Origin of the sequence: Arthrobacter sp. UYCu511 (assembly GCF_040547105.1) — a bacterium.
Lineage (GTDB): Bacteria > Actinomycetota > Actinomycetes > Actinomycetales > Micrococcaceae > Specibacter > Specibacter psychrochitiniphilus.
In genome coordinates, this window is record NZ_JBEPPB010000001.1 from 683,395 (window position 1) to 706,939 (window position 23,545).

At 60.1% G+C, this 23,545-nt stretch carries 22 protein-coding genes; 12 read left to right on the forward strand and 10 right to left on the reverse strand.

Annotated elements, in window-relative coordinates; all coding sequences use genetic code 11:
* The first annotated feature begins 13 nt into the window (after positions 1 to 13).
* The gene (locus ABIB48_RS03175) at positions 14 to 742 is read left to right on the forward strand and encodes an IMPACT family protein (RefSeq protein WP_354211947.1); all 729 of its coding nucleotides are present in this window, start codon (positions 14 to 16) and stop codon (positions 740 to 742) included.
* A gap of 68 nt (positions 743 to 810) precedes the next feature.
* On the opposite strand, the gene rpsA is transcribed toward ABIB48_RS03175, so the two are convergent.
* A complete protein-coding gene (rpsA, locus tag ABIB48_RS03180) occupies positions 811 to 2,292 on the reverse strand; it encodes a 30S ribosomal protein S1 (protein WP_110106486.1) in 1,482 nt (493 codons plus the stop codon).
* A gap of 258 nt (positions 2,293 to 2,550) precedes the next feature.
* Between rpsA and ABIB48_RS03185 the strand changes: the two genes are divergently transcribed.
* Entirely contained in the window at positions 2,551 to 3,312 is a 762-nt protein-coding gene (locus ABIB48_RS03185; RefSeq protein ID WP_354211949.1) for an ABC transporter permease, read from the forward strand.
* Between the two features lie 72 nt (positions 3,313 to 3,384).
* Here ABIB48_RS03185 and ABIB48_RS03190 read toward each other — a convergent pair whose 3' ends face one another.
* Positions 3,385 to 4,728 carry a GNAT family N-acetyltransferase gene (locus tag ABIB48_RS03190; protein ID WP_354211951.1) on the reverse strand — a complete coding sequence of 448 codons (1,344 nt, stop codon included), beginning with the start codon at positions 4,726 to 4,728 and terminating at the stop codon, positions 3,385 to 3,387.
* Positions 4,729 to 4,817: 89 nt separating this feature from the next.
* Positions 4,818 to 7,442, reverse strand: a complete 2,625-nt coding sequence (gene polA, locus ABIB48_RS03195) for a DNA polymerase I (protein ID WP_502914097.1) — start codon at positions 7,440 to 7,442, stop codon at positions 4,818 to 4,820.
* 163 nt (positions 7,443 to 7,605) lie between these two features.
* Between polA and ABIB48_RS03200 the strand changes: the two genes are divergently transcribed.
* Positions 7,606 to 8,064: a hotdog fold thioesterase gene (locus ABIB48_RS03200; RefSeq protein WP_315913719.1), complete on the forward strand. Its 459-nt coding sequence runs from the start codon at positions 7,606 to 7,608 to the stop codon at positions 8,062 to 8,064.
* Positions 8,065 to 8,205: 141 nt separating this feature from the next.
* On the opposite strand, the gene ABIB48_RS03205 is transcribed toward ABIB48_RS03200, so the two are convergent.
* Positions 8,206 to 8,460 carry a hypothetical protein gene (locus ABIB48_RS03205; protein WP_110106481.1) on the reverse strand — a complete coding sequence of 85 codons (255 nt, stop codon included), beginning with the start codon at positions 8,458 to 8,460 and terminating at the stop codon, positions 8,206 to 8,208.
* Positions 8,457 to 9,845, reverse strand: coding sequence for an inorganic phosphate transporter (locus ABIB48_RS03210; RefSeq protein ID WP_110106480.1), 1,389 nt, complete (start codon positions 9,843 to 9,845; stop codon positions 8,457 to 8,459). The genes ABIB48_RS03205 and ABIB48_RS03210 overlap by 4 nt, the downstream gene beginning before the upstream one ends.
* 411 nt (positions 9,846 to 10,256) lie before the next feature.
* Here ABIB48_RS03210 and ABIB48_RS03215 point away from each other — a divergent pair, with 411 nt between their 5' ends.
* A complete protein-coding gene (locus ABIB48_RS03215; protein ID WP_306457054.1) occupies positions 10,257 to 11,132 on the forward strand; it encodes a pirin family protein in 876 nt (291 codons plus the stop codon).
* 28 nt (positions 11,133 to 11,160) lie between these two features.
* Here the strand turns inward: ABIB48_RS03215 and ABIB48_RS03220 are convergent, their stop codons facing one another.
* The 4 genes from ABIB48_RS03220 to ABIB48_RS03235 form a co-directional block, all read right to left on the reverse strand.
* Complete coding sequence (locus tag ABIB48_RS03220) at positions 11,161 to 12,219, reverse strand: LLM class flavin-dependent oxidoreductase (RefSeq protein ID WP_245932201.1); 1,059 nt, start codon at positions 12,217 to 12,219, stop codon at positions 11,161 to 11,163.
* Between the two features lie 114 nt (positions 12,220 to 12,333).
* Positions 12,334 to 13,575, reverse strand: a complete 1,242-nt coding sequence (locus ABIB48_RS03225) for a pyridoxal phosphate-dependent aminotransferase (RefSeq protein WP_354211955.1) — start codon at positions 13,573 to 13,575, stop codon at positions 12,334 to 12,336.
* Positions 13,576 to 13,663: 88 nt separating this feature from the next.
* Positions 13,664 to 14,041 carry a VOC family protein gene (locus tag ABIB48_RS03230; protein WP_315913716.1) on the reverse strand — a complete coding sequence of 126 codons (378 nt, stop codon included), beginning with the start codon at positions 14,039 to 14,041 and terminating at the stop codon, positions 13,664 to 13,666.
* A gap of 144 nt (positions 14,042 to 14,185) precedes the next feature.
* Complete coding sequence (locus ABIB48_RS03235; RefSeq protein ID WP_315913715.1) at positions 14,186 to 15,907, reverse strand: long-chain-fatty-acid--CoA ligase; 1,722 nt, start codon at positions 15,905 to 15,907, stop codon at positions 14,186 to 14,188.
* Positions 15,908 to 16,094: 187 nt separating this feature from the next.
* Here ABIB48_RS03235 and ABIB48_RS03240 point away from each other — a divergent pair, with 187 nt between their 5' ends.
* From ABIB48_RS03240 to ABIB48_RS03265, 6 genes are all read left to right on the forward strand, one after another.
* Positions 16,095 to 16,364: a GlsB/YeaQ/YmgE family stress response membrane protein gene (locus ABIB48_RS03240; RefSeq protein ID WP_110106474.1), complete on the forward strand. Its 270-nt coding sequence runs from the start codon at positions 16,095 to 16,097 to the stop codon at positions 16,362 to 16,364.
* Between the two features lie 13 nt (positions 16,365 to 16,377).
* A complete protein-coding gene (locus ABIB48_RS03245; protein ID WP_354211958.1) occupies positions 16,378 to 17,580 on the forward strand; it encodes a YihY/virulence factor BrkB family protein in 1,203 nt (400 codons plus the stop codon).
* Positions 17,581 to 17,849: 269 nt separating this feature from the next.
* The gene (locus ABIB48_RS03250; protein WP_110106473.1) at positions 17,850 to 18,485 is read left to right on the forward strand and encodes a uracil-DNA glycosylase family protein; all 636 of its coding nucleotides are present in this window, start codon (positions 17,850 to 17,852) and stop codon (positions 18,483 to 18,485) included.
* Between the two features lie 553 nt (positions 18,486 to 19,038).
* The gene (locus ABIB48_RS03255) at positions 19,039 to 19,431 is read left to right on the forward strand and encodes a DUF3054 domain-containing protein (protein ID WP_354211960.1); all 393 of its coding nucleotides are present in this window, start codon (positions 19,039 to 19,041) and stop codon (positions 19,429 to 19,431) included.
* 75 nt (positions 19,432 to 19,506) lie between these two features.
* On the forward strand, positions 19,507 to 19,788 hold the full coding sequence (locus ABIB48_RS03260; protein WP_354211962.1) for an Lrp/AsnC family transcriptional regulator: 282 nt from the start codon (positions 19,507 to 19,509) through the stop codon (positions 19,786 to 19,788).
* 8 nt (positions 19,789 to 19,796) lie between these two features.
* Positions 19,797 to 20,531 carry a copper homeostasis protein CutC gene (locus ABIB48_RS03265; RefSeq protein WP_110106471.1) on the forward strand — a complete coding sequence of 245 codons (735 nt, stop codon included), beginning with the start codon at positions 19,797 to 19,799 and terminating at the stop codon, positions 20,529 to 20,531.
* Between the two features lie 146 nt (positions 20,532 to 20,677).
* On the opposite strand, the gene trpD is transcribed toward ABIB48_RS03265, so the two are convergent.
* Positions 20,678 to 21,748 carry an anthranilate phosphoribosyltransferase gene (gene trpD / locus ABIB48_RS03270; RefSeq protein WP_354211964.1) on the reverse strand — a complete coding sequence of 357 codons (1,071 nt, stop codon included), beginning with the start codon at positions 21,746 to 21,748 and terminating at the stop codon, positions 20,678 to 20,680.
* 186 nt (positions 21,749 to 21,934) lie between these two features.
* Between trpD and ctaE the strand changes: the two genes are divergently transcribed.
* Both ctaE and qcrC read left to right on the forward strand, forming a co-directional pair.
* Positions 21,935 to 22,573 (forward strand): aa3-type cytochrome oxidase subunit III, encoded by a 639-nt coding sequence (ctaE, locus tag ABIB48_RS03275; protein ID WP_179442420.1) that lies wholly within the window; start codon positions 21,935 to 21,937, stop codon positions 22,571 to 22,573.
* Between the two features lie 90 nt (positions 22,574 to 22,663).
* Complete coding sequence (gene qcrC / locus ABIB48_RS03280) at positions 22,664 to 23,452, forward strand: cytochrome bc1 complex diheme cytochrome c subunit (protein WP_110106468.1); 789 nt, start codon at positions 22,664 to 22,666, stop codon at positions 23,450 to 23,452.
* Positions 23,453 to 23,545: the final 93 nt, after the last annotated feature.

The window sequence follows — 23,545 nt, forward strand, 5'->3', positions numbered from 1 at the left end:
CTAGACTGATTTGGTGAGCCAGACTGTCCAGCCCAGCCCCGGGCCCCCGCGGGCCACGCCCGGCCCCAACTCGTACACAACCCTTCGCGCCGGAGCCGATTTCCGTCATGAACTCGTGATCAAGCGTTCCCGTTTCATCACGGTGCTGCGCCGAGTGGACGAGGAGCCGTCAGCCAGGACCCTGGTGGCCGAACTGCGCAAGGAGTTTTACGACGCCCGGCACCACTGTTCGGCCTTTGTCATTGGCCCCGGCCGCGATCTTCAGCGCTCCAACGACGACGGCGAACCTTCCGGCACAGCTGGCACACCCATGCTGGATGCGTTGGTGAAACGTGAGACTCGAGCTGGTGATGGGGTGCACAGCGCTGACCTCAGCGATGTGTGCGCCGTGGTCGTACGCTATTTTGGCGGCATTCTCCTGGGTGCCGGTGGGCTGGTGCGGGCGTACTCAGAGTCCGTCAGCAAAGCCCTGGAGTTGGCTCCCTTGGTGAGCCGGGACAGGCTCAAACTTTTCACTGTAGCCGTCCCCCATGCGGCGGCAGGCCGGCTGGAAAATGATCTGCGCAGCGCCGGCTACCTCATGACGGGCAACAACTATGACGCCCTCAACACCCATGTGGGATTGGCCATAGCTGATGATGATCTGATCATCAACACTGCTGTGGAACGCCTTGCCGCATTAAGTGCGGGGCGCTGCACGTTGGCAACAACCGGCACGGACTGGGTGGACTCAGAGCTTTAAAAGAAGAACGGGTCCACCACCCGAAGGTGGAGGACCCGTTCAGAACTACTGTGTGAAAGGCTGGGAAATTAGTTTCCGGTCAGCTTTTCGCGCAGGGCAGCAAGTGCCTCGTCGGAAGCCAGAGTGCCGGCGCCCGATTCGGTTGCAGCAGGCTCGGAGGAGTAGGAAGTCCCTGCGGACTCGCCACCTTCACCGGCGTTATCAGCAGCTGCATCTTCTGCGGCGTGCTCGGCAACCTGCTTCTTGTGTGCTTCCCAGCGAGTCTGGGCATCAGCGTACTGCTGCTCCCAAACGGCGCGCTGGCTCTCGTAGCCTTCAAGCCACTCGTTGGACTCGGAATCGAAGCCCTCCGGGTACTTGTAGTTGCCCTCTTCGTCGTACTCAGCAACCATGCCGTAGAGTGCGGGATCGAACTCGGTGGAGTCGACGTCAACACCTTCGTTGGCCTGCTTGAGTGAGAGCGAGATCCGGCGGCGTTCCAGATCGATGTCGATGACCTTGACGAACAATTCGTCGCCAACGGAGACAACCTGCTCGGCCAGCTCAACGTGGCGCACGGCCAGCTCGGAGATGTGAACCAGGCCTTCGATGCCGTCTTCAACGCGAACGAACGCACCGAAGGGAACCAGCTTGGTGACCTTACCCGGAACAACCTGCCCGAGGGCGTGGGTGCGGGCGAAGGTCTGCCAGGGATCTTCCTGCGTAGCCTTGAGCGAGAGCGATACACGCTCGCGGTCCAGGTCAACTTCCAGAACCTCAACGGTGACTTCCTGGCCAACTTCGACAACCTCAGACGGGTGGTCGATGTGCTTCCAGGACAGCTCGGAAACGTGGACGAGGCCGTCTACGCCGCCGAGGTCAACGAAGGCACCGAAGTTGACGATGGAGGAAACAACGCCGGGACGAACCTGGCCCTTTTCCAGCTTGTTGAGGAACGTGGAGCGAACCTCGGACTGGGTCTGCTCGAGCCAGGCACGGCGGGACAGAACAACGTTGTTGCGGTTCTTGTCCAGCTCGATGATCTTGGCTTCGATCTTCTGACCGATGTAGGGAGCCAGGTCGCGCACACGGCGCATCTCGACCAGCGATGCAGGCAGGAAGCCGCGCAGGCCGATGTCGAGGATAAGACCACCCTTGACCACCTCGATGACGGTACCGGTAACGACACCGTCTTCTTCCTTGACCTTCTCGATGTCGCCCCAGGCACGCTCGTACTGCGCGCGCTTCTTGGAGAGGATCAGTCGGCCTTCTTTATCTTCCTTCGTGAGGACCAAAGCTTCGACCTGATCGCCAACGGAGACTACGTCTCCGGGATCAACGTCGTGCTTGATGGACAGCTCGCGGGAGGGGATGACACCTTCGGTCTTGTAACCGATGTCGAGCAGAACTTCGTCGCGATCAACCTTGACAACGATACCTTCAACGAGGTCACCGTCGTTGAAGTACTTGATGGTTGCATCTACTGCGGCGAGGAATTCTTCAGCAGTACCAATGTCGTTAATGGCAACGACGGGAGTGGTACTAGTCTTCTCGGGGGTCGTGATGGTCATGTAGTAGGGGCTCCGATGTGGATAGTTGGTTTCGACGGATCCGTAGCTTCGCCGCATAGTACTCGCGACGTAACCGTTGCCGGACCCGAATATTATTATGAGTGCAGGGGTTCCTGCGCAGTGCTGTGCATATTTTGGGCAAGTGAGGACCGCAAAGGCCACCACATCACTCATTACATACCCGCTCAGTCTAGTTGTTCGGGAGTGGGAGCGCAAAACGCATCCGCCACTTTTCGGCAGCTTGCAATAATGGCGTGTGTGAATGCTTCTACACTTCTGGTCCTTGGGCCGAATGCCTGGTTTTTGCTGGCCGTGATGTTGCTGTTGGCCGCCGTAGTGTGGCGTTGGGCTCTGGGCCGTTCACCCTTCCAACTAGTGACTGCAGGAGCCCGGGCACTTGCACAGTTGAGTGCCGTTGCTCTGATCATTGCGTGGCTGTCACAGCACACGGCGCTGTCCTTCAGCTTTGTAGCCTTCATGTTTGTTATGGCGGTCTGGACGTCGGGGCACCGGGTTGCCCCTTCGGGGCGGTGGTGGAAGGCAGCGATTCCCCTGGCGGCAGCCGTGGCGCCCATGGCCGCTCTCATGTTTGCTTTTGGGGTGCTGCCCTTCAACGCGCTGGCCATCATCGCCGTGCTGGGTCAGCAGATTGGCGGGGCCATGTCCGCGGTCACGCTCAGTGGGCGGCGCATCCGTGACGAATTGCACCTGCGGCACGGCGAGACTGAGGCTGCTGTGGCTCTGGGATTCCGCTGGCCGACTGCCCGCTTCATGGTGGGCCTGCCTGTTGCCGGCGAGGCGGTACTACCGGCTGTTGACCAGACCCGCACGGCCGGGCTGGTCACGCTGCCGGGCGCCTTCGTGGGAATGATCCTTGGCGGGGCCGCCCCACTTGATGCAGGCATGATCCAGCTCCTCGTGCTGATTTCCCTGCTGTTCGTCAATTCCACAGCCGCCGCCATGACACTGTGGCTGAGCACTCTGGCGGCATGGGACCGACCACGCTCAGTGGCCGTTTGAGTGCACCTTTCCCGCTTGCCCGTGGCTGACTTCCTGCACGTAGGCGGGAAGGGTGCGCTCAAGTGAAGAAAGCTAAAAATTGGTCATGCAATGCGCTGATTCCTTGGCGGAAAACAGCGCGTCAAAGGCGGCTACCGTCCCGGCAAGATCCTCGCGAATCCGGCCTGCTGCGTGGAGGGTTTGGGCACTGACGGCGCCCAAATACAGGCTGGAGAGTTCACTGACGCCCATGCTCAGCCCAAAGGGAACCGAGCCGTCCTCCGGGCAGCGGGTGACCGTGGCCTTGCCGTGGATTACATCGATCCGGAAGATCCCGGAGGCATGGCCCAGCGGGTCGCCCACGTGGATGGTCAGGCTGCCGTCAGCCCTGTAGTCACGCGCAGCCAGTGCCGCAGGCGTGTCCAGTATCCGCAGCCACAAGAGGTCCTCCGTGGAAGTGCGCTTGTACCGCCGCTTGGCTGCCATGGCCCATTCCAGCGGGTCCACTACTGGAGCCATGGACCACGTGATCACCTCAATTAAATCGAGTGAGCCCAGGAACTTCCACAAGGCCAGGTAGGCGCCGTCGCTGGCCGCGAGCAGGTCCACAATCTGCACGGTGGCCAGGGAGCTGTCAGTGCTCGGCTTGTACGTCACGTAGCCGTCAACAGCTCCGTGCTGGTCGTAGTGGAGCGCCGCCCGAACGTTCTTGACCGGTTCCATGCTCCCGTAGTTGCCGTGACCCGAGGCACTGAGCCGGTACATGTCATGCCGGCCTATTGATCCGTACCGACCCGCATGAACTTTGGCAAAGACCTCATTGTGGACGTCCCGGACGGTGGCCGGATCCGCGATTTCAACCTGGCCTTGTTCGGCTGCCGCGGGCACAATAAAGTCCAGGCCGCCCTTGACGTTGACCTCAATGTCACTGGCGTGGGTTGCCACGCCGAATCCGAAGCGCCCGTAGATGGTGGCCTCGGACGCTGTCAGGGCCGCCACCGGGATCCCGGCCGCCTTGGCCTGGGCCAGGTCAGATCCCATCATGGCCCGCAATAATCCACGACGGCGGTGGCTGGGCCGGACCGTCACAGCAGTGATCTGGTGGACCGGAAGCAACGTTCCCCCGCCAACATTGAGGGTCTTTCGGTGATACGCGTAGGTGGCTACCGGATAGTCGATCCCCCACGCACCGGCGGGTGCCACCGTGTCTTTGAGGTAGGCCCCGGTAGCCATCCGCTCATCGGCCTGCTCACATTCAACATACCGTTTGGCGAGCTCCGGGGTGGGAGCGTCCCCGTGGAACCCTAAAGCCACCGCCTGAATCCAGGCACTGACCTCCGCCGGCACCTCTCCGTCCACGAGCCGGCAGGGGAAGGTGCGCAGCTCATAGGGGAAGGACCGCGGGGCCCGCTGGCGGGTGCTGTGTTCGTTACTCATGAGCTCTTCCATCCGGGTCGGCGAAGTGAGGGGCGGTGCAGTGAGGGTCGGTGCAGTGAAGGTTGGTGCAGTGAAGTGCGAGGCGGTGCTTAGTGTCCGGCGTCGTTCCAGCTGGCGCCGATGCCCACCTGGACTTCCAGCGGCACCTGCAGTTGGGCTGCGGCACCCATTTGTTCTGTGACGAGCGCCTTGACGGTGTCAAGCTCCCCGGGCCAAATTTCCAGGATCAATTCATCATGAACCTGCAACAGCATCCGCGATTTCAGGCCCTGCTCCGTCAGCGCCTTGTCCACGCCGAGCATGGCCTCCTTGATGATGTCCGCGGCCGAGCCTTGGATGGGTGAGTTCAGTGCCACCCGCTCGGCCAACTCGCGCAGTTGGCGGTCGGTGCTGGCCAGATCGGGCAGGTAGCGGCGGCGGCCCTCAATCGTGGAGGTGTAGCCGTCAATGCGGGCTTGTTCCACCACGCCACGGAGGTAGTCGCGGACGCCGCCAAAGCGGTCAAAGTAGTCCTTGACCAGGGTGCGGGCCTCATCGACGGAGATTTCCAGCTGCTTGGACAAGCCAAAGCTGGTCAGCCCGTATGCCAGCCCATAGGACATGGCCTTGACCTTGGAACGCATGGCGGAGGTGACCTCTTCCGGGGCCACACCAAACACATGCGAGCCAACGTAGCGGTGCAGGTCCTCGCCCTGGGCATAAGCCTCAATGAGGCCGGCATCCCCTGAGAGGTGGGCCATGATGCGCATTTCAATTTGCGAGTAGTCGGCTGCCAGCAGGCACTCGTAGCCTTCGCTGACCACGAAGATGTCCCGGACCCGGCGCCCTTCCTCGGTGCGGATGGGGATGTTCTGCAAATTGGGGTTGTTTGAGGACAAGCGTCCCGTGGCAGCAACATTTTGGGCGTAAGTGGTGTGGATGCGCCCGTCCTGACCCACCGATTTCTTCAGAGTCTCCACCATTTGCTTGAGCTTGGACGCCTCGCGGTGGGCCATGAGCTGGGCTAAGAATTCGTGCCCGGTCTTTTCCAACAGCATCTTCAAGGAAGCGGCGTCGGTGGTGTAGCCGGTCTTGATCTTCTTGGTCTTGGGCAGCCCCAATTCTTCAAAAAGGACTTCCTGGAGCTGCTTGGGCGAACCCAGGTTGACCTCGTGCCCAATCGCGGCAAAAGCGGCCTCCTGTGCTGCGTTCATGGCAGCGGTGAAATCGGCAAGCAGCGTGGCCAGGCGCTCTTGAGAAACGTCAATGCCCGTCAATTCCATCTCGGCCAGAATAGCGGCCAGAGGAAGTTCCAGCTCGCGCAGCAGGCCTTCAGCGCCACGCTCCACCAGCATGGGGGCGAAATGTTCGCTCAACAGCAGGGCCACGTAGCCGCGCTGGACGGCGTCGGTGAATTTTTTCTCACCCTCCAGTCCCAGGTCCAGCTGCCCGGATTCCTCTTTTGCCGCTTCGAAGGAGACCTTCAGGTGGACTTGGCTCAGCTCGGCCAGTTCGTAGCTGCGCCGGTCAGGCTGGATCAGGTAGCCAGATAGTGAGGTGTCATCGATGACCCCTGCCAAGGCCAGCCCGCGTACCGAGAGCGCCTTGAGCGCTTCCTTGTACTCGTGCACCACCTTCGGCGCATCGGCTGCCAGCCAGGTGGCCAGGGTGTTCTCCAGCGCCTCATCGGCGGTGCTCAGTTCAACCACCACGGCGGAATCGGCACGTACCAGCGCTACCGCGACGGCCTCGTGGGCCAGACCGGCCTTTTCGCTGAGCACATCTACAGCTACGGGGCCCGGGGCGGCCTTCAGCCAGGTGGTGAGTTGGCCCGCCTCAGTGAGAAGCTGATGCTCGGGCACCTCGTGAGCCTCACCGGCATCCTCCGGTTCCTCCTCACCAAAAAGGTCAAAAAGTCGCTTGCGCAGGGTGTTGAACTGGAGTGCGTCAAAGAGTTCCTCAACAGCCTCACGGTCCGGGGATTGCAACAGGGTTTGTTCCAGGGCCACGGGCAGGTCCATGTCACGCAGCAGGTGGTTCAAGTGGCGGTTGCGTTTGACGTCCTGCACATGGGCTCGCAGCGACTCCCCCACCTTGCCGCCAATAGAGTCAACGTTTTCCAGGATCCCGTCCAGGTCCCCGTAGAGCTTGAGCCATTTGGCTGCAGTCTTGGGCCCCACACCGGGAACGCCGGGCAGGTTGTCCGCGGATTCGCCCACCAGCGCAGCCAGATCCGAGTAACGGTTGGGAGGGACCAGGTACTTCTCCTCGACGGCCGCAGCATCCATAGGCGGGATGTCGGAGATGCCCTTCTTCGGGTACAGGACCAGCACTTTTTCGGTGATGAGCTGGAAAGCGTCACGGTCACCGGAGACCACCAGCACGTCCCACCCGGCGGCTTCGCCCTGGGTAGAGAGCGTGGCGATGATGTCATCAGCTTCAAAACCGTCCACCGAAATGGTGGGAATCTTCATGGCTTCCATGACCTTGATGATGAGATCAATCTGGCCGTAGAACTCCTCAGGAGTTTTATTACGTCCGCCCTTGTACTCCGTGTACTCCAGGGAACGGAAAGTGGGTGTGTCTAGATCGAAGGCCACCACCACATGGGTTGGTTTTTGCTGCCGGATCATGGTCAGCAGCATCGAGGTGAAACCATGCACTGCATTGGTGTGCTGGCCCGTGTCCGTGGCGAAGTTCTCCGGGGGCAGTGCGTAAAAGGCGCGGAAGGCCATGGAGTGGCCGTCAATCACCAGCAGGCGCGGGGTTTCCCCGCTGGGAAGCCCGGTAGCAGGGGCTGTAGCGGGCGCTGTGGCTGGCGCTGAAACCGGGCTGGTTGCAACAGTGGACTGGGGGGCCGTCTTGGCAGAATCACTCACAGGTGCCAGCCTAGTCATCATGAGCGATAAATTCACACCGCATCCCCTGACCGAAGAACTCCTCGCCGCAGGAATCCCCACCGAAATTCACGCCATGCTCGGAAAGCACGGCGTGGGCGCCTTGGTCACCAAGATGGGAATCGTGTTCACCGAGATGAGCGCCGAATCCATGGTTGCCACCATGCCTGTTGAGTCAAACACTCAAGTGACGGGTGTGCTCCATGGCGGAGCTCACGTGGTTTTGGCCGAAACGTTGGGTTCCTTTGCTGCTGCTTTTCACGCTGGTCCCGGCAGCAAGGTGGTGGGTATTGAGATCAATGCCACACACCACCGGGCCGCCAGCACGGGCCTGGTCACCGGCACCGCCACGCCCATCCACCTGGGCCGCACCCTCACCACCCACGAGGTTGTTATGAGAAATGACGCTGGCCAGCGCTTATCCACCTGCCGCATCACCAACATGATCCTCTCAAACTAGCCCCCACCAACCCGTACCAATCCGCACCGCCGGAACGCTCCGTTGAGCCTTGGAAGCCTTTAACTTACGACGCCGGGCACCCGCCTTCCGCAGTATGCAAAAGGTGAGTGCCCGGCGTCGTTCTTCAATGGTGAGGCGGGCTTAGACTTCCACGCCAAATACGTGCATGGCGGCCTTGTAAAACGGCGGCACAATCAGCACTATTCCGGCCACCACAGCCAGGATGCTGAACCCGAAGCAGACGTAGGAACCAAATTTGGCAGCGCCCGGGGAGTTTGCTTCCGGATCATCACTGACAGCATCCAGCCGCACGCCCAGGGAGTACATGGTGACGACAAATACGGCGCCAACCAAGGTGACGATGGCGACAATGACGAATCCAAACCAGTCAATCATTTGTTGCCCTTCTTAGCGTCAATCTTTGCCTTGTCCTTGGGAGCTTCCGCCTGCGCGGCAGCCTTGGTCATGGCCTTCAAGACAGCCGTATCGGCACGGTCCAGGGCCGTTTGCGCGTCGGCGCGGACGGCGGCGGTCTCGGCAGCACGCCTGGCTGCCTTTTCGGCCACCTTCTGTGCGGCACGGGCCTTGGCGGCCAACTTCTCGCGCTCCTTCTTGCTGGGGATGTTCAGCGCTTCACCCACGGCGTCAACGTCACTGATGGCGTTGTTGTGGTCAACCACTTCACGCTGTGACCTGTAGAACATGAACAAGATGGCGCCCAGTCCCAAGATTGCCACGATGACCAGGCCTACTGTGCCGGTGCGGATCAGCAGGGCGGCAAGGCCACCCACAATGGCCGCCGAAGGTAGGGTCAGGAGCCAGGCAATACCAATCTTGCCAATGGCGCCCCAGCGTACTGTGGCACCCTTGCGGCCCAGTCCGGAGCCAATCACGGAGCCGGAGGCCACGTGCGTGGTGGAGAGAGCGAAGCCAAGGTGGCTGGAGGCCAAAATGGCGGCTGCCGTGCTGGTTTCAGCGGCGAAACCCTGGGCGGGCTTAACGTCTGTCAGGCCGGAGCCGAGCGTGCGGATGATGCGCCAGCCGCCGGCATACGTACCACCGGCAATCGCAATGGCACAGGCCGTGATGACCCAGAGGTGCGGACCTGTTCCTGCTGTTTGCAAGCCCGATGCCACCAGTACCAAGGTGATTACACCCATGGTCTTCTGGGCGTCATTGGTGCCGTGAGCCAGTGCCACGAGGGAGGAACTGAAGACCTGTCCGCGGCGGAAACCGCCACGTTTCTGAGTCAGCTTGTCTCCGGAGTCCGGGTCGGAACGGCGGGTAATACCGTACGCCAGCCGCGTACACAGGTAGGCGACCAGGCCGGCAATGGCCGGCGCCAGGATGGCCGGCAGGAGCACCTTGGAGATAACCACCATGAAGTTCACTGCACCGAATGACCAGGTACCGACGATCGCGGCTCCGATAAGCCCACCGAACAGTGCGTGGGACGAGCTAGAGGGCAGGCCCAGCAACCAGGTGAACAAGTTCCACAGCACGGCACCCATGAGCCCGGCGAAGATCATCTCCGGGGTGATGGCGACACCGTTGGGCCCGCCCTCATTGATGATGCCGCCGGAGATGGTCTTGGCCACCTCGGTGGAGAGGAAAGCACCCACCAGGTTCAAGATTGCGGCCAGGGCCACAGCAGTCTTGGGTTTGATGGCGCCGGTGGCAATGGGAGTTGCCATGGCGTTGGCTGTGTCGTGAAAGCCATTCGTAAAATCAAAGAAGAGGGCCAGTGCTATGACTAGCACGACCATGAAGGTGAGATCCACCCGCGATCCAATCTTGAGGGGGCAAAGGCGAGACTACAAGAATTATTGAGCAGGAAACTTTGTGCCACCGCCCATGACATGAGACAGCGCTGGTGAACCCAACCGCTACGATCCTACGATGATTTTCCCACGCTTGGTGCCCAGAACCCAAGCAGCAGGTTAACGGAAGGTGAACACGGGGTTAACCCCGGCACTAAGAGCGCGCACTAGCATTGGTCCAAGAGCCGCCTGAGCCGAGGTGCTCGCTATCCGCAACACCGTGACCTTGGCCCGTTTTCTGGAAGGACCCCTGCAATGAGTAACCTTGAAACTAGCCCAGATGAGCTGCTTTGCCCCAGTGATCCCGGGCCTTTGGTGGCGGGCGTGCAAATCTTAGCGCCGCGCCTGGTGCCCCTGGGCGGCCCCCGTGCCATGACCGTGCGGCGAACTCTGCCACAACGAGGCCGCTCCCTCATTGGGGCGTGGTGTTTTGTTGATCACTATGGTCCCCATCATATAAAAAACAACCCGCCCATGGCAGTCCCGCCACATCCTCACACCGGGCTGGCTACCCTTAGCTGGCTCTTTAGCGGAGAAATCCTGCACGCCGACAGCGCCGGCAATCACACCTTGATCCGGCCCGGGGAGCTGAACTTAATGACCGCCGGCCGTGGCATCAGCCACTCGGAGTATTCAACGCCCACCACCCACACCTTGCATGGGGTTCAACTGTGGGCGGCGCTGCCGGACGCCGCACGCTTTACCTGGCCCAAATTTGAGCATTACCGGCCAGTTCCACGGCAACTACCCGGAGTGGTCATCAGTGTCTTCCTGGGCTCAGCACTGGGCGAGCACTCCCCCGTTGAGACATTCACGCCCATGGTGGGTGCCGAGATCAGGCTCGACGCCGGCGCCGCGCTGACACTTGATCTGGCCCCAGGCTTTGAACATGGATTCCTTGTTGATACTGGATCCCCGAGCATTGCCGGCACCACGGTTGCCAGCAACGAGCTGGCCTACTTGGGGCTGGGACATGACACGGTGCACCTGGTTGCAGGCCACGCCCCTGTCCGGCTGCTCTTCATAGGAGGCGAGCCCCTCAACGAGTCCATCCTGATGTGGTGGAACTTTGTGGGCCGAACTCACGAGGAGATCGTGGCGTTCCGGGCTGCCTGGCAAGCCGTGATAGGGCAGGAACCAGGCGGTGCGCAGTTTACTTTCACCCTGCCCACCGGCCAGCGTGATGCCCCTCTGCCAGCTCCGGCGCTGCCTACGGTCAGGCTGCGTCCACGCGCCAACCCGAGCTGAGGGCAGAAAGTTCCCTGGCCAGTCTTGGCTACTCTTGGCTGAGGTTGGCCCGCACGCGCGGGGCAACCTCAGTGGCGTAGAGCTCAATGCTTTTCATCAGGGACGCGTGCGGCAGCGTGCCGTGAGAGTATTTCAGATCAAACCGCGAGAGTCCCAGTGTCTTCGCTACCCGGGTGATCTTTTTCGCCACAGTTTCGGGTGAACCCACCACGAGTGCGCCGTTGGGTCCGGCCGTGGCATCAAATTCTGCACGGGTCAGGGCTGGCCATCCCCGGTCCTTGCCAATACGGTTGTGCATGATGGCATAGTGGGGCCAGAGCTCATCCATAGCTTCCTGGTCCGTTGCGGCAATATGGCCTGGTGAATGGACGCCAATGGGCTGGCCGGGCTGGCCGAATTCCTTCAATGCCCGGTGATAGAGCTCGGCAAAGGGTGCAAACTGCGCAGGCTCTCCCCCAATGATGGCCAGCATGAGCGGCAAGCCGTAGTGGGCGGCCCGCACCACCGATTGGGGGCTGCCACCCACGGCAATCCAGGTCTTCAGCGTGCCGGACTCCATGGCCGGGTACACGCTCTGCTGGTGAAGTGCCGGGCGTAGATTACCGCTCCAACTGACGGGTTTTTCCTTGAGCAGTTCGGTGAACAATTCAAGTTTTTCCTCGAAGAGCTCCTCATAATTGGCCAAATCAAGGCCGAAGAGCGGGAAGGATTCCGTGAAGGACCCCCGCCCAAGGATCACCTCCGCGCGGCCGGAGGAAACGGCGTCGAGCGTGGAAAAGCGCTGATACACGCGGATGGGGTCATCGGAGCTCAGTACCGTGACGGCCGAGCCCAAGCGGATGCGCTGTGTCTGCCCGGCAATGGCTGCCAGCACCATATCTGGGGCGGAAATGGCGTAATCGTCACGGTGATGCTCTCCCACGCCAAAGTAGTCAAGGCCCAAGGTGTCAGCCAAGACGGCTTGTTCTACGACGTCGCGAATCACGTGCGCGGCGCTCTTGGGCGCTCCCGTGGCGTCTAGGGTGATGTCACCGAAAGTGTCCAACCCCAGTTCGATGTGCCGGGGTGAGGAAGTGTTCGTAGCCAAGGGGGTTCCGTCCAATCTCAAAGAAAGATGCGTTTGCATCTAAGTGGGGAACTGTTGTGCCACTCAAACTATTCCCGCCGCGGCTAGTGGCGGCGCGGCTAGTGAGGCCGAAACTCAGGCCTGCCTGGCCATGAGTGCGGCTTTGCTCCGGTAGACGGCCAGAAAACTGCTAATTCGCCGGATGGCTTCTTCAATGTCACCCACGGAAGGCAGGATGACGAAGCGGAAGTGGTCAGGGGTGGGCCAGTGGAACGCGGTGCCGTGGCTGACCAAGATTTTCTGATCCTGCAGCAGATCGATCACAAATTTCTCATCCGAGTCAATGGGGTAGATCGCCGGATCGAGCTTGACGAACAAGTACATGGCCCCCGCTGCCGGGACGCAGGAGACACCGGGCAGCGCGTTCAGGAGCTCCGAGGCCCTGTCCCGCTGTTCATGTAGGCGTCCACCGGGCTTTGTGAGGTCGTTGATGCTCTGGTAGCCGCCCAGTGAGGTTTGAATGGCATGCTGGGCCGGCACGTTCGAGCACAGGCGCAAGGAGGCAATGAGTTCCAGTGCCTCCTTGAATCCAGCCATGGCGGAGCGGGGACCGGAAAGTGCCACCCAGCCCGCCCGGTAGCCTGGCATACGGTACGCCTTGGAGAGGCCACTGAACGTGAGCACACACACGTCTTCGGCTAGCGAGGCCATGTGAATGTGGCTGCGGCCGTCGTACAGGATCTTCTCGTAGATCTCATCCGAGAAGATCACCAAATCATGCTCACGGGCCAGCTCCATGAACTTTTCCAGGATGTGCCGCGGATACACCGCACCTGTGGGGTTATTGGGGTTAATGATGACAATGGCCCGGGTTTTCGGCGTAATTTTCGCCTCAACATCGGCCATATCAGGCCACCACGCCATCTCCTCATCACAGAGGTAATGCACGGGCACACCCCCGGTGAGTGTGACGGTAGCGGTCCACAGTGGATAGTCCGGTGCTGGGATAAGGACCTCGTCACCGTTTTCCAAAAACGCCTGCAGCGTCATTGAAATAAGTTCGCTGACACCATTTCCCACGAAGATATCATCCACACCGATCTTCATCAGACCCTTGGTTTGGTAGTACTGGGAGATAGCGGTCCGGGCCGAGAAGATGCCCTTGGAATCGCTGTAGCCCTGTGCCCCGCGGAGGTGGTGGATCATGTCCACAACAATGGATTCCGGCGCCTCAAGGCCAAACGGGGCCGTATCGCCTAAATTCATGCGCAGGATCCGGTGCCCCTCCGCCTCCATTTTCTGGGCGGCGTGCAGGATGGGACCGCGAAGTTCGTACCGGACATTGGCTAGTTTTGAAGAATGTTGCATGGGGCGCATACATTCCATCTTCACACAAGGGCGGGTGGCCAAAGCCGCATTGTCCGCATTCCGGTCAGCCGTGCCCCCCGCTGCGGCAAGGACGCCTTCACTCTTGAATGACGCTGAGCACGTTTCCTGCAGGATCCCTAAACCAGGCAATCAAGGGCCCGCCCTTGCGGAAAATCCCCGCAGAATCCGTCTCCATCGGGGTGCCCGCGTAGTGTTCAAGTTCCACACCGGCCCGCACCAACGCCTCCACGGCGCCTTCGATCTCGGGAACAGGAAAGTTCAAAACAGTGAAGGATGCTGGCTGATGCGCGGCACCCTTGGGATAGAGAATAATCTTTGACCCGCCGGGCGGATGCAATGAAAGCATCCCGTTCTCCTCGCTGACCACCAGCCCCAGAGTTCCGCCATAAAATGAACGTGCCACAGCAATATCATCGACTGAGAATCCACTGAAGGCGCTGCTCTTTTCAAACATGGTGAGTACTTCCTTCTTGCCAGCGTGTGCCTATCCTCATCCAGTGTAGTTATCAGGGGTAGGGGGGCACCAGAGAATTTTTTTACTTCGCTTGAACTTCCCTGATGTGGGCGCGCTTCCTGAGGCCCTGAATTCCGGCGAGTGCTACAGGGATTTTTCCGAGGCTTCCTTGACTTGTTTGCGCAGGATCTTGCCCAGCATGGAGCGTGGCATGTCCGGCACTTCAATGATCCGCACGGGCACCTTGTACCGGGCCAGGTATTCCTTGCAAAAGGCGCGCAGGCCGGGCTCGTCCAACACAGTCCCGGCTTCCAATTGGACGGCTGCCACTACCATCTCCCCGCCCCTTGGGGAGTTCGCACCGAACACGGCAGCCTCAAGGACGGACTCGTGCCGGCGCAGCACCTGCTCCACCTCGGAGGGAGAGACGTTGAATCCGCCCGTGATGATCAGCTCCTTGGCGCGGTCAACTATGGTGGTGAATCCTTCCGGATCAACCGTGACAATGTCCCCGGTACGCAGCCAACCGCCGTCGGTCAGAGTTTTTGCGGTTTCCTCCGGATTGTTCCAGTAGCCCGGAAATACCTGCGGGCCTTTGAGCAGCAGTTCTCCCGGCTCGCCCGCAGTGACCTCGCGGGAGGGATCCTCAATGTCCACAACCTTCATCAACGTTGATGGGAAGGGAACGCCAATGGTCCCTGTTCGCCGCGTTGAGGCGAACGGATTTCCCAGCGCCACAGGTGAGGACTCGGTCATGCCATACCCCTCAACAAGGAGCCCTCCGGAGACTGACTCCCAGAGCTCCACCACGTGTTCGGGCAAGCTCATGGCCCCGGAGATGGCGAATCTGATGGACCGCAGTGACACCCCTTGTTCTTGGGCGGCCACTGCGGTGCGCTCGTAAATGGGCGGCACGGCGCAGTAGACGGTGGCAGGAGTCTTCTTCATGGCGGAGATCACTAGATCCGTCTCGAATTTGGGGAAGAGAACAAGCAGGCCCTGTTTGCGGATACCGAAGGTGAGGTAGAGGGTCATGCCGAAGGCATGAAACATGGGCAGCACGGCGTAGAGGACCTCATTGCGCAATTGCGCACCTTGCATCCAGGCCTCGCCCTGCAGCGCATTGGCGTAGAGGTTGCGGTGGGTGAGCATGGCACCCTTGGGCCGGCCGGTGGTGCCGGAGGTGTAGCCAATAACCGCCAGGTCCGCCACGCCGGGCCGGGTGGCCGAGGCCCCAAGAGCCTCACCGGCTAGGAGTTCGCGCCACGGCATGGTCCCTGGGGCGGGCCCTGACAATGCCTCGCGGGAGGTTCGCATTTTCCGCAACGGCAAGGACAGAGCCAGGCGTTTGACGGTGGGAAATTCCGTCAGCAGATTCACCGAAATGATCCGCTCCGGAACCATCCCGTCGGGGAAACTCGCCACGGCGGATATGGCCTTGTCCCAGACAATAGCAATCCGGGCACCGTGATCCTGGAATTGGTGTAGGAGTTCCTCCGAGGTGTACAGCGGATTGTGCTCCACCACCACAGCGCCCAAGCTCAACACCGCGTAGAAGGAAACCACGTGCTGGGGGCAGTTTGGCAGCACCAACGCCACCCGGTCCCCCGCCCGGACTCCAAGCCGGCTCAGCCCGCCCGCGGCTCGGGCTACCTGCTGCCCTAGCTGGCGGTAGGTGGTGCGGCGGCCAAAGAATTCCATGGCCGGGCTGTCTCCAGCTTCCTGCACAGAGCGTTCAAACATATCCACCAGAGATTCCGTGGGCATCTGAATCTCTGCCGGAACACCCGCCTGATAGTTCGCTACCCATGGTTGCTGGACAGGGCCCGGTGATTCGGCCGTGGTGGTGCACTCGTTGTTCGGCATGGTTCCATCTTGCCGCTTGCAGAGAGAATTCTTCAAACATTTACCCGTGGGTGCTGGACTCATGGCGTGAGGCTCGTTAGCGTGGAATCACTGACCTTGTAGGAAATAACTTACAGTAAACTACTTGGACTTATTGCCCTACGAATAGCAGCACTTTCACTACTAATGCACTATAAGGAGAGCCGTCATGGGTTTTATCGGATGGATTATTTTGGGCCTCATTGTCGGGGCTATCGTCAAGGCCATCATGCCCGGCAAGGTAGGCGGCGGCTGGGTCACGAGCTTGATCCTTGGCGTGGTGGGCGCCGTGGTGGGCGGCTGGATCGGTGACGCTCTCTTTAACAAGGGTGAAATGGGCTTCTTCAATATCTGGTCCTGGATTCTGGCCATTGTGGGTGGTTTGGTGGTTGCCGGGATTTACGGTGCTATCACCGGACGCAGCAAGACAGCCGCCTAGGAGCTTCTGAACCGTGATATTAAATCAACGAGGCCCGGCCACAGCGCCGGGCCTCGTCACGTCCGGAGCAGCCGTGGCTAAAGCCGGCGCTCCAGCCCCTGACGACGACCGCAAACCGGACACCCCCGCCCAACTGCCAGCAAAGTCATGGAAGTACGCCGGGCGGCGTTCATTGGCCAAGTTCAGCGCAGATGGCTGCACGGATCTAGCAGCATCACTGACCTACTTCGGCGTGCTCTCCCTTTTCCCGGCGCTTCTGGCCCTGACCTCGATCATGGGTCTAGTGGGTCAGGCAGAACAGACCTCCGCACTTCTGCTCGATATGGTGAGCCGCGCTGCTGGCCCCGATACTGTTGAAGCCATCCGGCAGCCAGTAGAGCAGCTGACAAGTTCCCCCGCTGCCGGGTTGACCCTAGCTCTGGGAATTATCACGGCTCTATGGTCCGCCTCGGGTTATGTTGGCGCCTTTAGCCGGGCCATGAACAGGATTTATGGCATGGATGAGGGGCGGCCCATCTGGAAACTGCGCCCAGTCCTGCTACTAGTGACACTGGCCGTAGTTCTCTTAGTGGCCATCATGGCCCTAATGGTCTTAGTCTCTGGGCCCGTAGCACAGGCTGTGGGTGAGGTGTTCGGAATCGGACCTGCCGCTCTCACGGTCTGGTCTATCGCCAAGTGGCCCGTGGTGGGTATCTTGGCAGTGGTGCTGATTGCCATCTTGTACTACTTCACCCCTAATGTGCGTCAGCCAAAATTCCGCTGGATTAGTATTGGTGCTACCGTCGCGTTGGTGGCCGTAATTGTGTCTTCAGCAGCGTTTGGCCTGTACGTGGCAAACTTCTCGCACTACAACAAAACCTACGGAACCATTGCTGGCATGATCGTGCTGCTGCTCTGGATGTGGATTATGAACCTGATGCTGCTGTTCGGGGCCGAGGTAGACGCAGAACTTGAACGCGTGCGTGAACTCCAAACAGGGATCAAAGCGGAATCACAACTTCAGCTGCCCCCGCGCGATATTTCCGCCAGCGCCAAGAAACAAATCAAAGAACATCAGCTTCTCACCGAGGGCCGCCAACTACGTACCGAACTAAGCACAGATGCGGAGCCTCCGGTGAGTAAAACTGCCGAGGCCCGCACTCTGCTGTGGCTCGCCGGAATCGGCGCCGGTGCCCTTGTTGTGTCCGCGGTACGCGCCCGGCGGCGTCAACCCTGAGTGTGCCACTCGGCGAGAGCGTCGCAGAAGCGCCCGCTGACGCTCCCGGAGGGAAACATCCAGTGGCCCTAAAAAACTGTCCGGGGGCAGGTTTGGGGCCTCTTTGAAGCTGTTGCATTTCTCACAATTGGGGAATTTTCCATCTCCTTAGCACAGACCCGCGATGCCCTGTTGCCCGGAAATAATTGATAGGCTGGGAAGTCGGCCCTGCTCTCTTAACGAAAGCTGCCGCAACCACTCCCATTCCCTCTAAGGAGAACTAAGCCTCAATGACATCCGTGGCCACTGAATCACCGCGTGAACAGCTCTGGAATCGCCGTTATGACGAGAACATTGCTCCCATCACCGAACTTTGCGACTCGCTGGCCGAAGCGCGGCCCGAGCAGCAAGTGGCCTACGTGGACCCCGTTCACGACGTGGACGAGTGCAAGATCATCAGCCTGTTCTCAAACGTTGGCGAATTGGACTCCTCCGGGTTCGTCACAGCAGGAGATGAGCAGGCAGCCACACGGCTTCTGGGCATCCACTGGCAGCTGGGCCTGCGCCCCAGCTACGTCATGCCGTGGAACGTCCACCCTTGGTTCACCCCGGGCGAAGCCAATGGCCGCCTCACGGCACCCCAGATTGAGCAGGGCCTGCGCCCGCTCGTAAAATTCCTCACACTTGTACCGCGCGCCTCAGCTTTGGTTGCCCACGGCACCGAAGCGCACCGGTTGGCGGATCAGTTGTTGAAGGCTCAGGGCCCCATGCTGTACAAGCGCGGTTTTGGAATTTACAAGGTCCGCTCACTATCCGGCCGTAGCTTCGCTGGCTCCGCGGAGCGTCAGGAGCAGTGGCTGCTGGAATCCGCCAAGGCCTATGCCGAGTCAATGACGCGCAACGGAATCACCGTCAAGGGACGCTAAGGCTTCACCCCGGACCTCTCCCATTGCACCAACAAAGCGGCCCCAGCCATGACGGTTGGGGCCGCTTTGTTGGTTTGGGAGTATGGACCGGACACCACACAGGGAAGTGAACTGGTGGGTTCTAGTGCGGCGGACCAGCCGGTGGGCTAACACCGAGTCAGAGCAACGCCCCGCCAGGTTTTCCAGGACCGCCTTGCACGTTACCCAAGCCAGGCAGCTCTGAACCGGCAGCAGTGATCCACTCTGACAAGGCCAGCCGTGCCGCACAGAGTGGCTCTCAGTGCAGCCGCGCAACAGAGCCGTGTCGTAGGCGGCTTGAAGTGCTGCCCTGTCAATTTTCTTTCCTCTCATCAGGGCGACAAAAACGCGTTGGGCACCTGCGTCCATCCAACTCAAAGCAGTCAGTGGCCAAGGCCCCTCGAAAATACTCAAGGAAACACGCCCGGCGCAACAATGCCTGCCCCGAGGTATTATCCATCCTGCTGCAAACGGGGTGTGCAAACCTCTCTTGGGGACCGCTGGCGCAGAACTTTTTTCGACTAAACTTGGCCGAGTGACGCAAACGAATTCCAAACAAAGTTCCAGAACCCTCATCTATGCCGCCATAGCGGACCTTGTGCTGGTAGTGCTGTTCGCCCTCTCTGGCCGAAGCTCCCACAGCGAATCACTCACGGCAGCCGGCGTACTCCAAACCGCCTGGCCCTTCCTGGCTGCACTGGCCATAGGCTGGCTTGTGTGCCGCATGTGGCGGGCCCCTCTGGCCATCTGGCCCCAGGGCGTGTGCCTGTGGTTGATCACCGTGGCTGGCGGTATGGCCTTGCGCATCCTCTCCGGGAACACCGCCGAACTGCCTTTTGTCATTGTTGCCACCCTGGTCTTGGCACTATTCCTGCTGGGCCATCGGCTCCTCGCAACATTCGTAACGCGACGGGCCAAACGAGCGTGATTCAGGCAACGATTGAGTTACGATCGTTAGAAGCTTTTAGCCGCAAAGACAAGCCCCACGAGAGGGAACACACCTGTGATCACCGCATTTGTCCTGATTAAAACTGATGCCACCCGGATTCCCGAGTCTGCCCAGGAAATTTCCGAATTGGTCGGAATCAGTGAAGTTTATTCAGTGACCGGCGAGTGGGACCTTATTGCCATTGCCCGGGTAGAAAAGCATGAGGATCTGGCCGACGTTATTGCTGACAAGCTCTCGAAGGTGAATTCGGTTGTTTCCACCACCACGCAGATTTCCTTCCGCGCCTACTCCCAGAATGATCTGGACGCGGCGTTCTCCCTCGGCTTCGACCACTGAGCCCCGGGATGCAGCTGGAAATTGCTGTTCAGGACGTCCCCGGCGCACAGCTCGCAGCCGCCCATGGAGCGGCCCGCATTGAGTTGTGTTGCGCCCTGCAACTGGGCGGGCTGACGCCCTCCCAAGGACTACTCCAAAGCGTCCGCTCTGCTGAACCGGCTCTGCCCATTCACGCCCTCATTCGGCCGCGCCCGGGAGACTATGTCTACGACGAGGCTGCTGTGGCGCTCATGGTTGCGGAGATCAAGGCCATGCGCGACGGCGGTGCCACCGGAGTAGTCATTGGGGCCCTCACAGCGGCTGACACCATTGACTATCAGAGCGTCCAGACATTGGTGGCGGCCGCCGATGGATTGCACATCACCTTTCACCGGGCTGTGGACCATCTTTCGTTGTCCGACGCCGTTGCCGCAGTCCCACATCTGGCTGACTTGGGCGTCTGCCGCATCCTCAGCTCCGGTGGGGCCGCCAGCGCAGGAACCGGGCTGGAACAGCTGCAAGCCATGCATGAGGCATCGGCAGGAGCATTGAGCATCATGGCAGGTGGCGGTGTGAAAATCTCCGACTTCGCCGCGTTCTACGACGCCGGTCTGCGTGATGTGCATCTTTCAGCCAAGCGGACCCTCAACACCAGGCCCCCTGGCCACCTCACGGGTGCGGCCCTGGCTGAGGATCACAGCTATTTCGCTACGGATGCCGCGCTGGTGGAACAAGCCGGACAAGCCGCGCGAGCCCTTCACTAGCCAGTGCCTGAACTGAGCCGGGGCGTCCCTGGCCTTGGGACTGCCCGGGCTCGGGAGTACACGGAATTAGGGCTGTTAAGACTTGGGACGGCCAAGGCTGGGGTATTGGGCATGTTTGTAAACCGCCAGGGATAGTCTCTCTTGGGCTAGGCCTGTTCGGCTTCGCCGCCCAAGGCGACCCAGCGGCTCAGGACCGTGGCAGCCGCGCCACTGTCAATAGCTGCTTCAGCCTTGGCTAGGCCAGCTGCCATACGTTCCTGCAGCGTACCCAGCCCGGAAACGTTATACGCCACCAGCCCTGCCGCCGCGTTCAGGACCACGGCGTCGCGCACGGGCGAATGTTCCCCATCCAGGATGCGGCGCACCACCTCGGCATTGAAGGGGGCATCTTTCCCCCGCAGGTCCTCGATGGTGGCACGGGGAATGCCCAGCTCAAGGGGTTCAAAGTGACTCTCGGTGATCTGGCCTTCCCGCACTTCCCAAATGGTGGAGGTGCCCGTGGTGGTAAGTTCATCCAGGCCATCGCTGCCACGGAACACCAAAGCCCGCACGTTCCGGGCCGCCAGGACGCCCGCCATGAGTGGGGCCATGCGGGCATCCGCCACACCAATGGCCGAGGCAACCACCCTGGCTGGGTTAGTAAGCGGGCCTAGGAAGTTGAAAGCGGTGGGGACGCCTATTTCCTTCCTGGCAACTGCGGCGTGGCGCATGGAGGGGTGGAAGAAATTAGCGAAGCAGAAGGTGATTCCCACCTCTGTCGCGGCCCGGGTGAGAATCTCCAGCGGCAAATCCAGACGCACGCCCAGGTTCTCCAGAACATCAGCTGACCCTGCCGCTGAGGAAGAAGCACGGTTGCCGTGCTTGACCACCGTAGCCCCGGCGCCGGCGCACACCAAGGCGGCCATGGTGGAAATATTTACCGTATTTAAGCGGTCCCCGCCGGTGCCAACAATATCCAGCGCGTCTCCCGGAACATGCAACGGCCTGGCGTTCTCTAGCATTGCCTCGACGAGTCCGTTAACTTCCGCGACGGTTTCACCTTTGGCTCGCAGCGCCACCAGGAACCCGGCGATCTGCACATCCGTAGCATTTCCGGCCATGATCGTGTTCATGGCCCACTGAGTTGCATCCTGTCCAAGATCTTGACCCGCGATCAGTGCGCCGATCAGATTGGGCCAGGTGTGTGTGCTTACCGGAATGTTTTGGAGAGGATTCACCCTCCAGATATTAGACGAATAAGTGACAACTCCAGCGTTTGTGACCATTGACACGTGGAGCGTGTTGTGCATACAGAACTGGGTTTTTGCTGTGAATACGCAGGAATTTCGCAAGTTTGTAGAAAAAGATCACGTGATCGGAGTTTTGCATTGGGTTCTGAGGCTTTTTATAGACATAATGTCTATGTGACAACTGCGACCCATGCCCCCAGTACCCCGGCGCATCCGACGCTGAACCGCCCGAACATGGTTTCTGTAGGAACCGTAGTTTGGCTGTCCAGTGAGCTGATGTTCTTTGCCGGCCTTTTTGCCATGTACTTCACACTGCGCTCCACCACAGGTGGTTTGTGGGCTGAAGAAACGGCCAAGCTGAACTTCCCGTTCGCCTTGGTAAACACCCTCATCCTGGTTTCCAGCTCCTTCAGCTGCCAGATGGGTGTGTTCACCGCGGAGAACCTTCGGCCTCGCCGCACTGGACGCCTCTTCCAATTCTCCAAGTGGGGAATGACGGAGTGGTTCCTGTTAACCTTCGTTCTTGGTTCAATCTTCGTTGCCGGTCAGACGACCGAGTACGCGATGCTGACTTCCGAGTACGTGACCCTGAATTCAAACGCCTATGGCTCCGCCTTCTACATAACGACTGGTTTCCACGGCCTGCACGTTATTGGTGGTCTCATAGCATTCCTCCTTATCATTGGCCGCGCCTATGCAGCCAAGAAGTTTGGACACTTCGAAGCTACGAGTGCGATCGTGACTTCTTACTACTGGCACTTCGTGGATGTTGTGTGGATTGGCCTCTTCTTGGTCATCTACGTGCTGAAGTAAGCTGCCAACAGCTCTCTTCTCTACAAGGTAAGAATTAGCATTTGCGGCTCTCACTAGGGGCTGCTGGATATAGATCAAAGGAACCACCAAGTGAAGGCACTCTCGCAGAAGCGACGTCATCCGCTGGCCGCACTAGCGTTGCTAGTGATGGGGCTCATGCTGACAGGTGGGCTATACGCCGTTGTCACAACCGTGAATCAGGCTAAGGCCGATACCACCACTTACACAGCGCAGGAAGTACAAGAGGGCGAGAAGCTTTTTATTGCTAACTGCGCCACCTGTCACGGCCTCGGCGCCAACGGCACTGACGCAGGACCGTCTTTGGCCGGTGTTGGCGCCGCAGCTGTTGATTTCCAGGTTGGCACGGGCCGCATGCCCATGCAGATGCAGGGCCCGCAGGCTCGGCAGAAGCCGAAGCAGTTCACCACCTCCCAGACCCGTGAAATGGCTGCCTATGTAGCCACACTCGGTGACGGTCCGGCACTGCCTGAAGAGCAGTACATCGACGGTGGCGGCGACGCTGCTGTTGGCGGCGAGCTGTTCCGCGTTAACTGCGCCATGTGCCACAACGCTGCCGCTGCCGGTGGCGCCCTGACACGAGGCAAGTTCGCACCCCCGCTGGCTGGTGTCTCGAGCAGCCACATCTACAGCGCCATGGTGACCGGCCCGCAGAACATGCCGGTCTTCAACGACACAAACATCACCCCTGAAGGCAAACGCGACATCATCACCTTCTTGAACACCATTGAAAACCAAGGTGCGCCTGGTGGAGCACAGCTTGGCTCACTGGGCCCTGTCTCAGAAGGCTTGTTCCTCTGGACCGTGGTTCTGGGTGTCATCATCGGATTCACCATTTGGCTCACCTCACGGACTTCCTAAGTCCTAAGAAGCCTTAAGATTTTGGCTGCAGCTGCAGCCACAGAAACATACATTACGACCCCGGGAATGTACCGGGATAAGAGAAGGATGAGG

Excerpts from the sequence above, each read along its gene's own strand:
- ABIB48_RS03200 (WP_315913719.1), top strand. The coding sequence starts at position 7,606 with ATGAGCGATAAATTCACACCGCATCCCCTGACCGAAGAACTCCTCGCC.
- ABIB48_RS03225 (WP_354211955.1), bottom strand. The coding sequence starts at position 13,575 with ATGCGCCCCATGCAACATTCTTCAAAACTAGCCAATGTCCGGTACGAA.
- ABIB48_RS03265 (WP_110106471.1), top strand. The coding sequence starts at position 19,797 with ATGCAGCTGGAAATTGCTGTTCAGGACGTCCCCGGCGCACAGCTCGCA.
- ABIB48_RS03230 (WP_315913716.1), bottom strand. The coding sequence starts at position 14,041 with ATGTTTGAAAAGAGCAGCGCCTTCAGTGGATTCTCAGTCGATGATATT.
- rpsA (WP_110106486.1), bottom strand. The coding sequence starts at position 2,292 with ATGACCATCACGACCCCCGAGAAGACTAGTACCACTCCCGTCGTTGCC.
- ABIB48_RS03235 (WP_315913715.1), bottom strand. The coding sequence starts at position 15,907 with ATGCCGAACAACGAGTGCACCACCACGGCCGAATCACCGGGCCCTGTC.
- polA (WP_502914097.1), bottom strand. The coding sequence starts at position 7,442 with ATGGCCTTCCGCGCCTTTTACGCACTGCCCCCGGAGAACTTCGCCACG.
- ABIB48_RS03190 (WP_354211951.1), bottom strand. The coding sequence starts at position 4,728 with ATGAGTAACGAACACAGCACCCGCCAGCGGGCCCCGCGGTCCTTCCCC.
- ABIB48_RS03205 (WP_110106481.1), bottom strand. The coding sequence starts at position 8,460 with ATGATTGACTGGTTTGGATTCGTCATTGTCGCCATCGTCACCTTGGTT.
- ABIB48_RS03240 (WP_110106474.1), top strand. The coding sequence starts at position 16,095 with ATGGGTTTTATCGGATGGATTATTTTGGGCCTCATTGTCGGGGCTATC.
- ABIB48_RS03215 (WP_306457054.1), top strand. The coding sequence starts at position 10,257 with ATGACCGTGCGGCGAACTCTGCCACAACGAGGCCGCTCCCTCATTGGG.
- ABIB48_RS03250 (WP_110106473.1), top strand. The coding sequence starts at position 17,850 with ATGACATCCGTGGCCACTGAATCACCGCGTGAACAGCTCTGGAATCGC.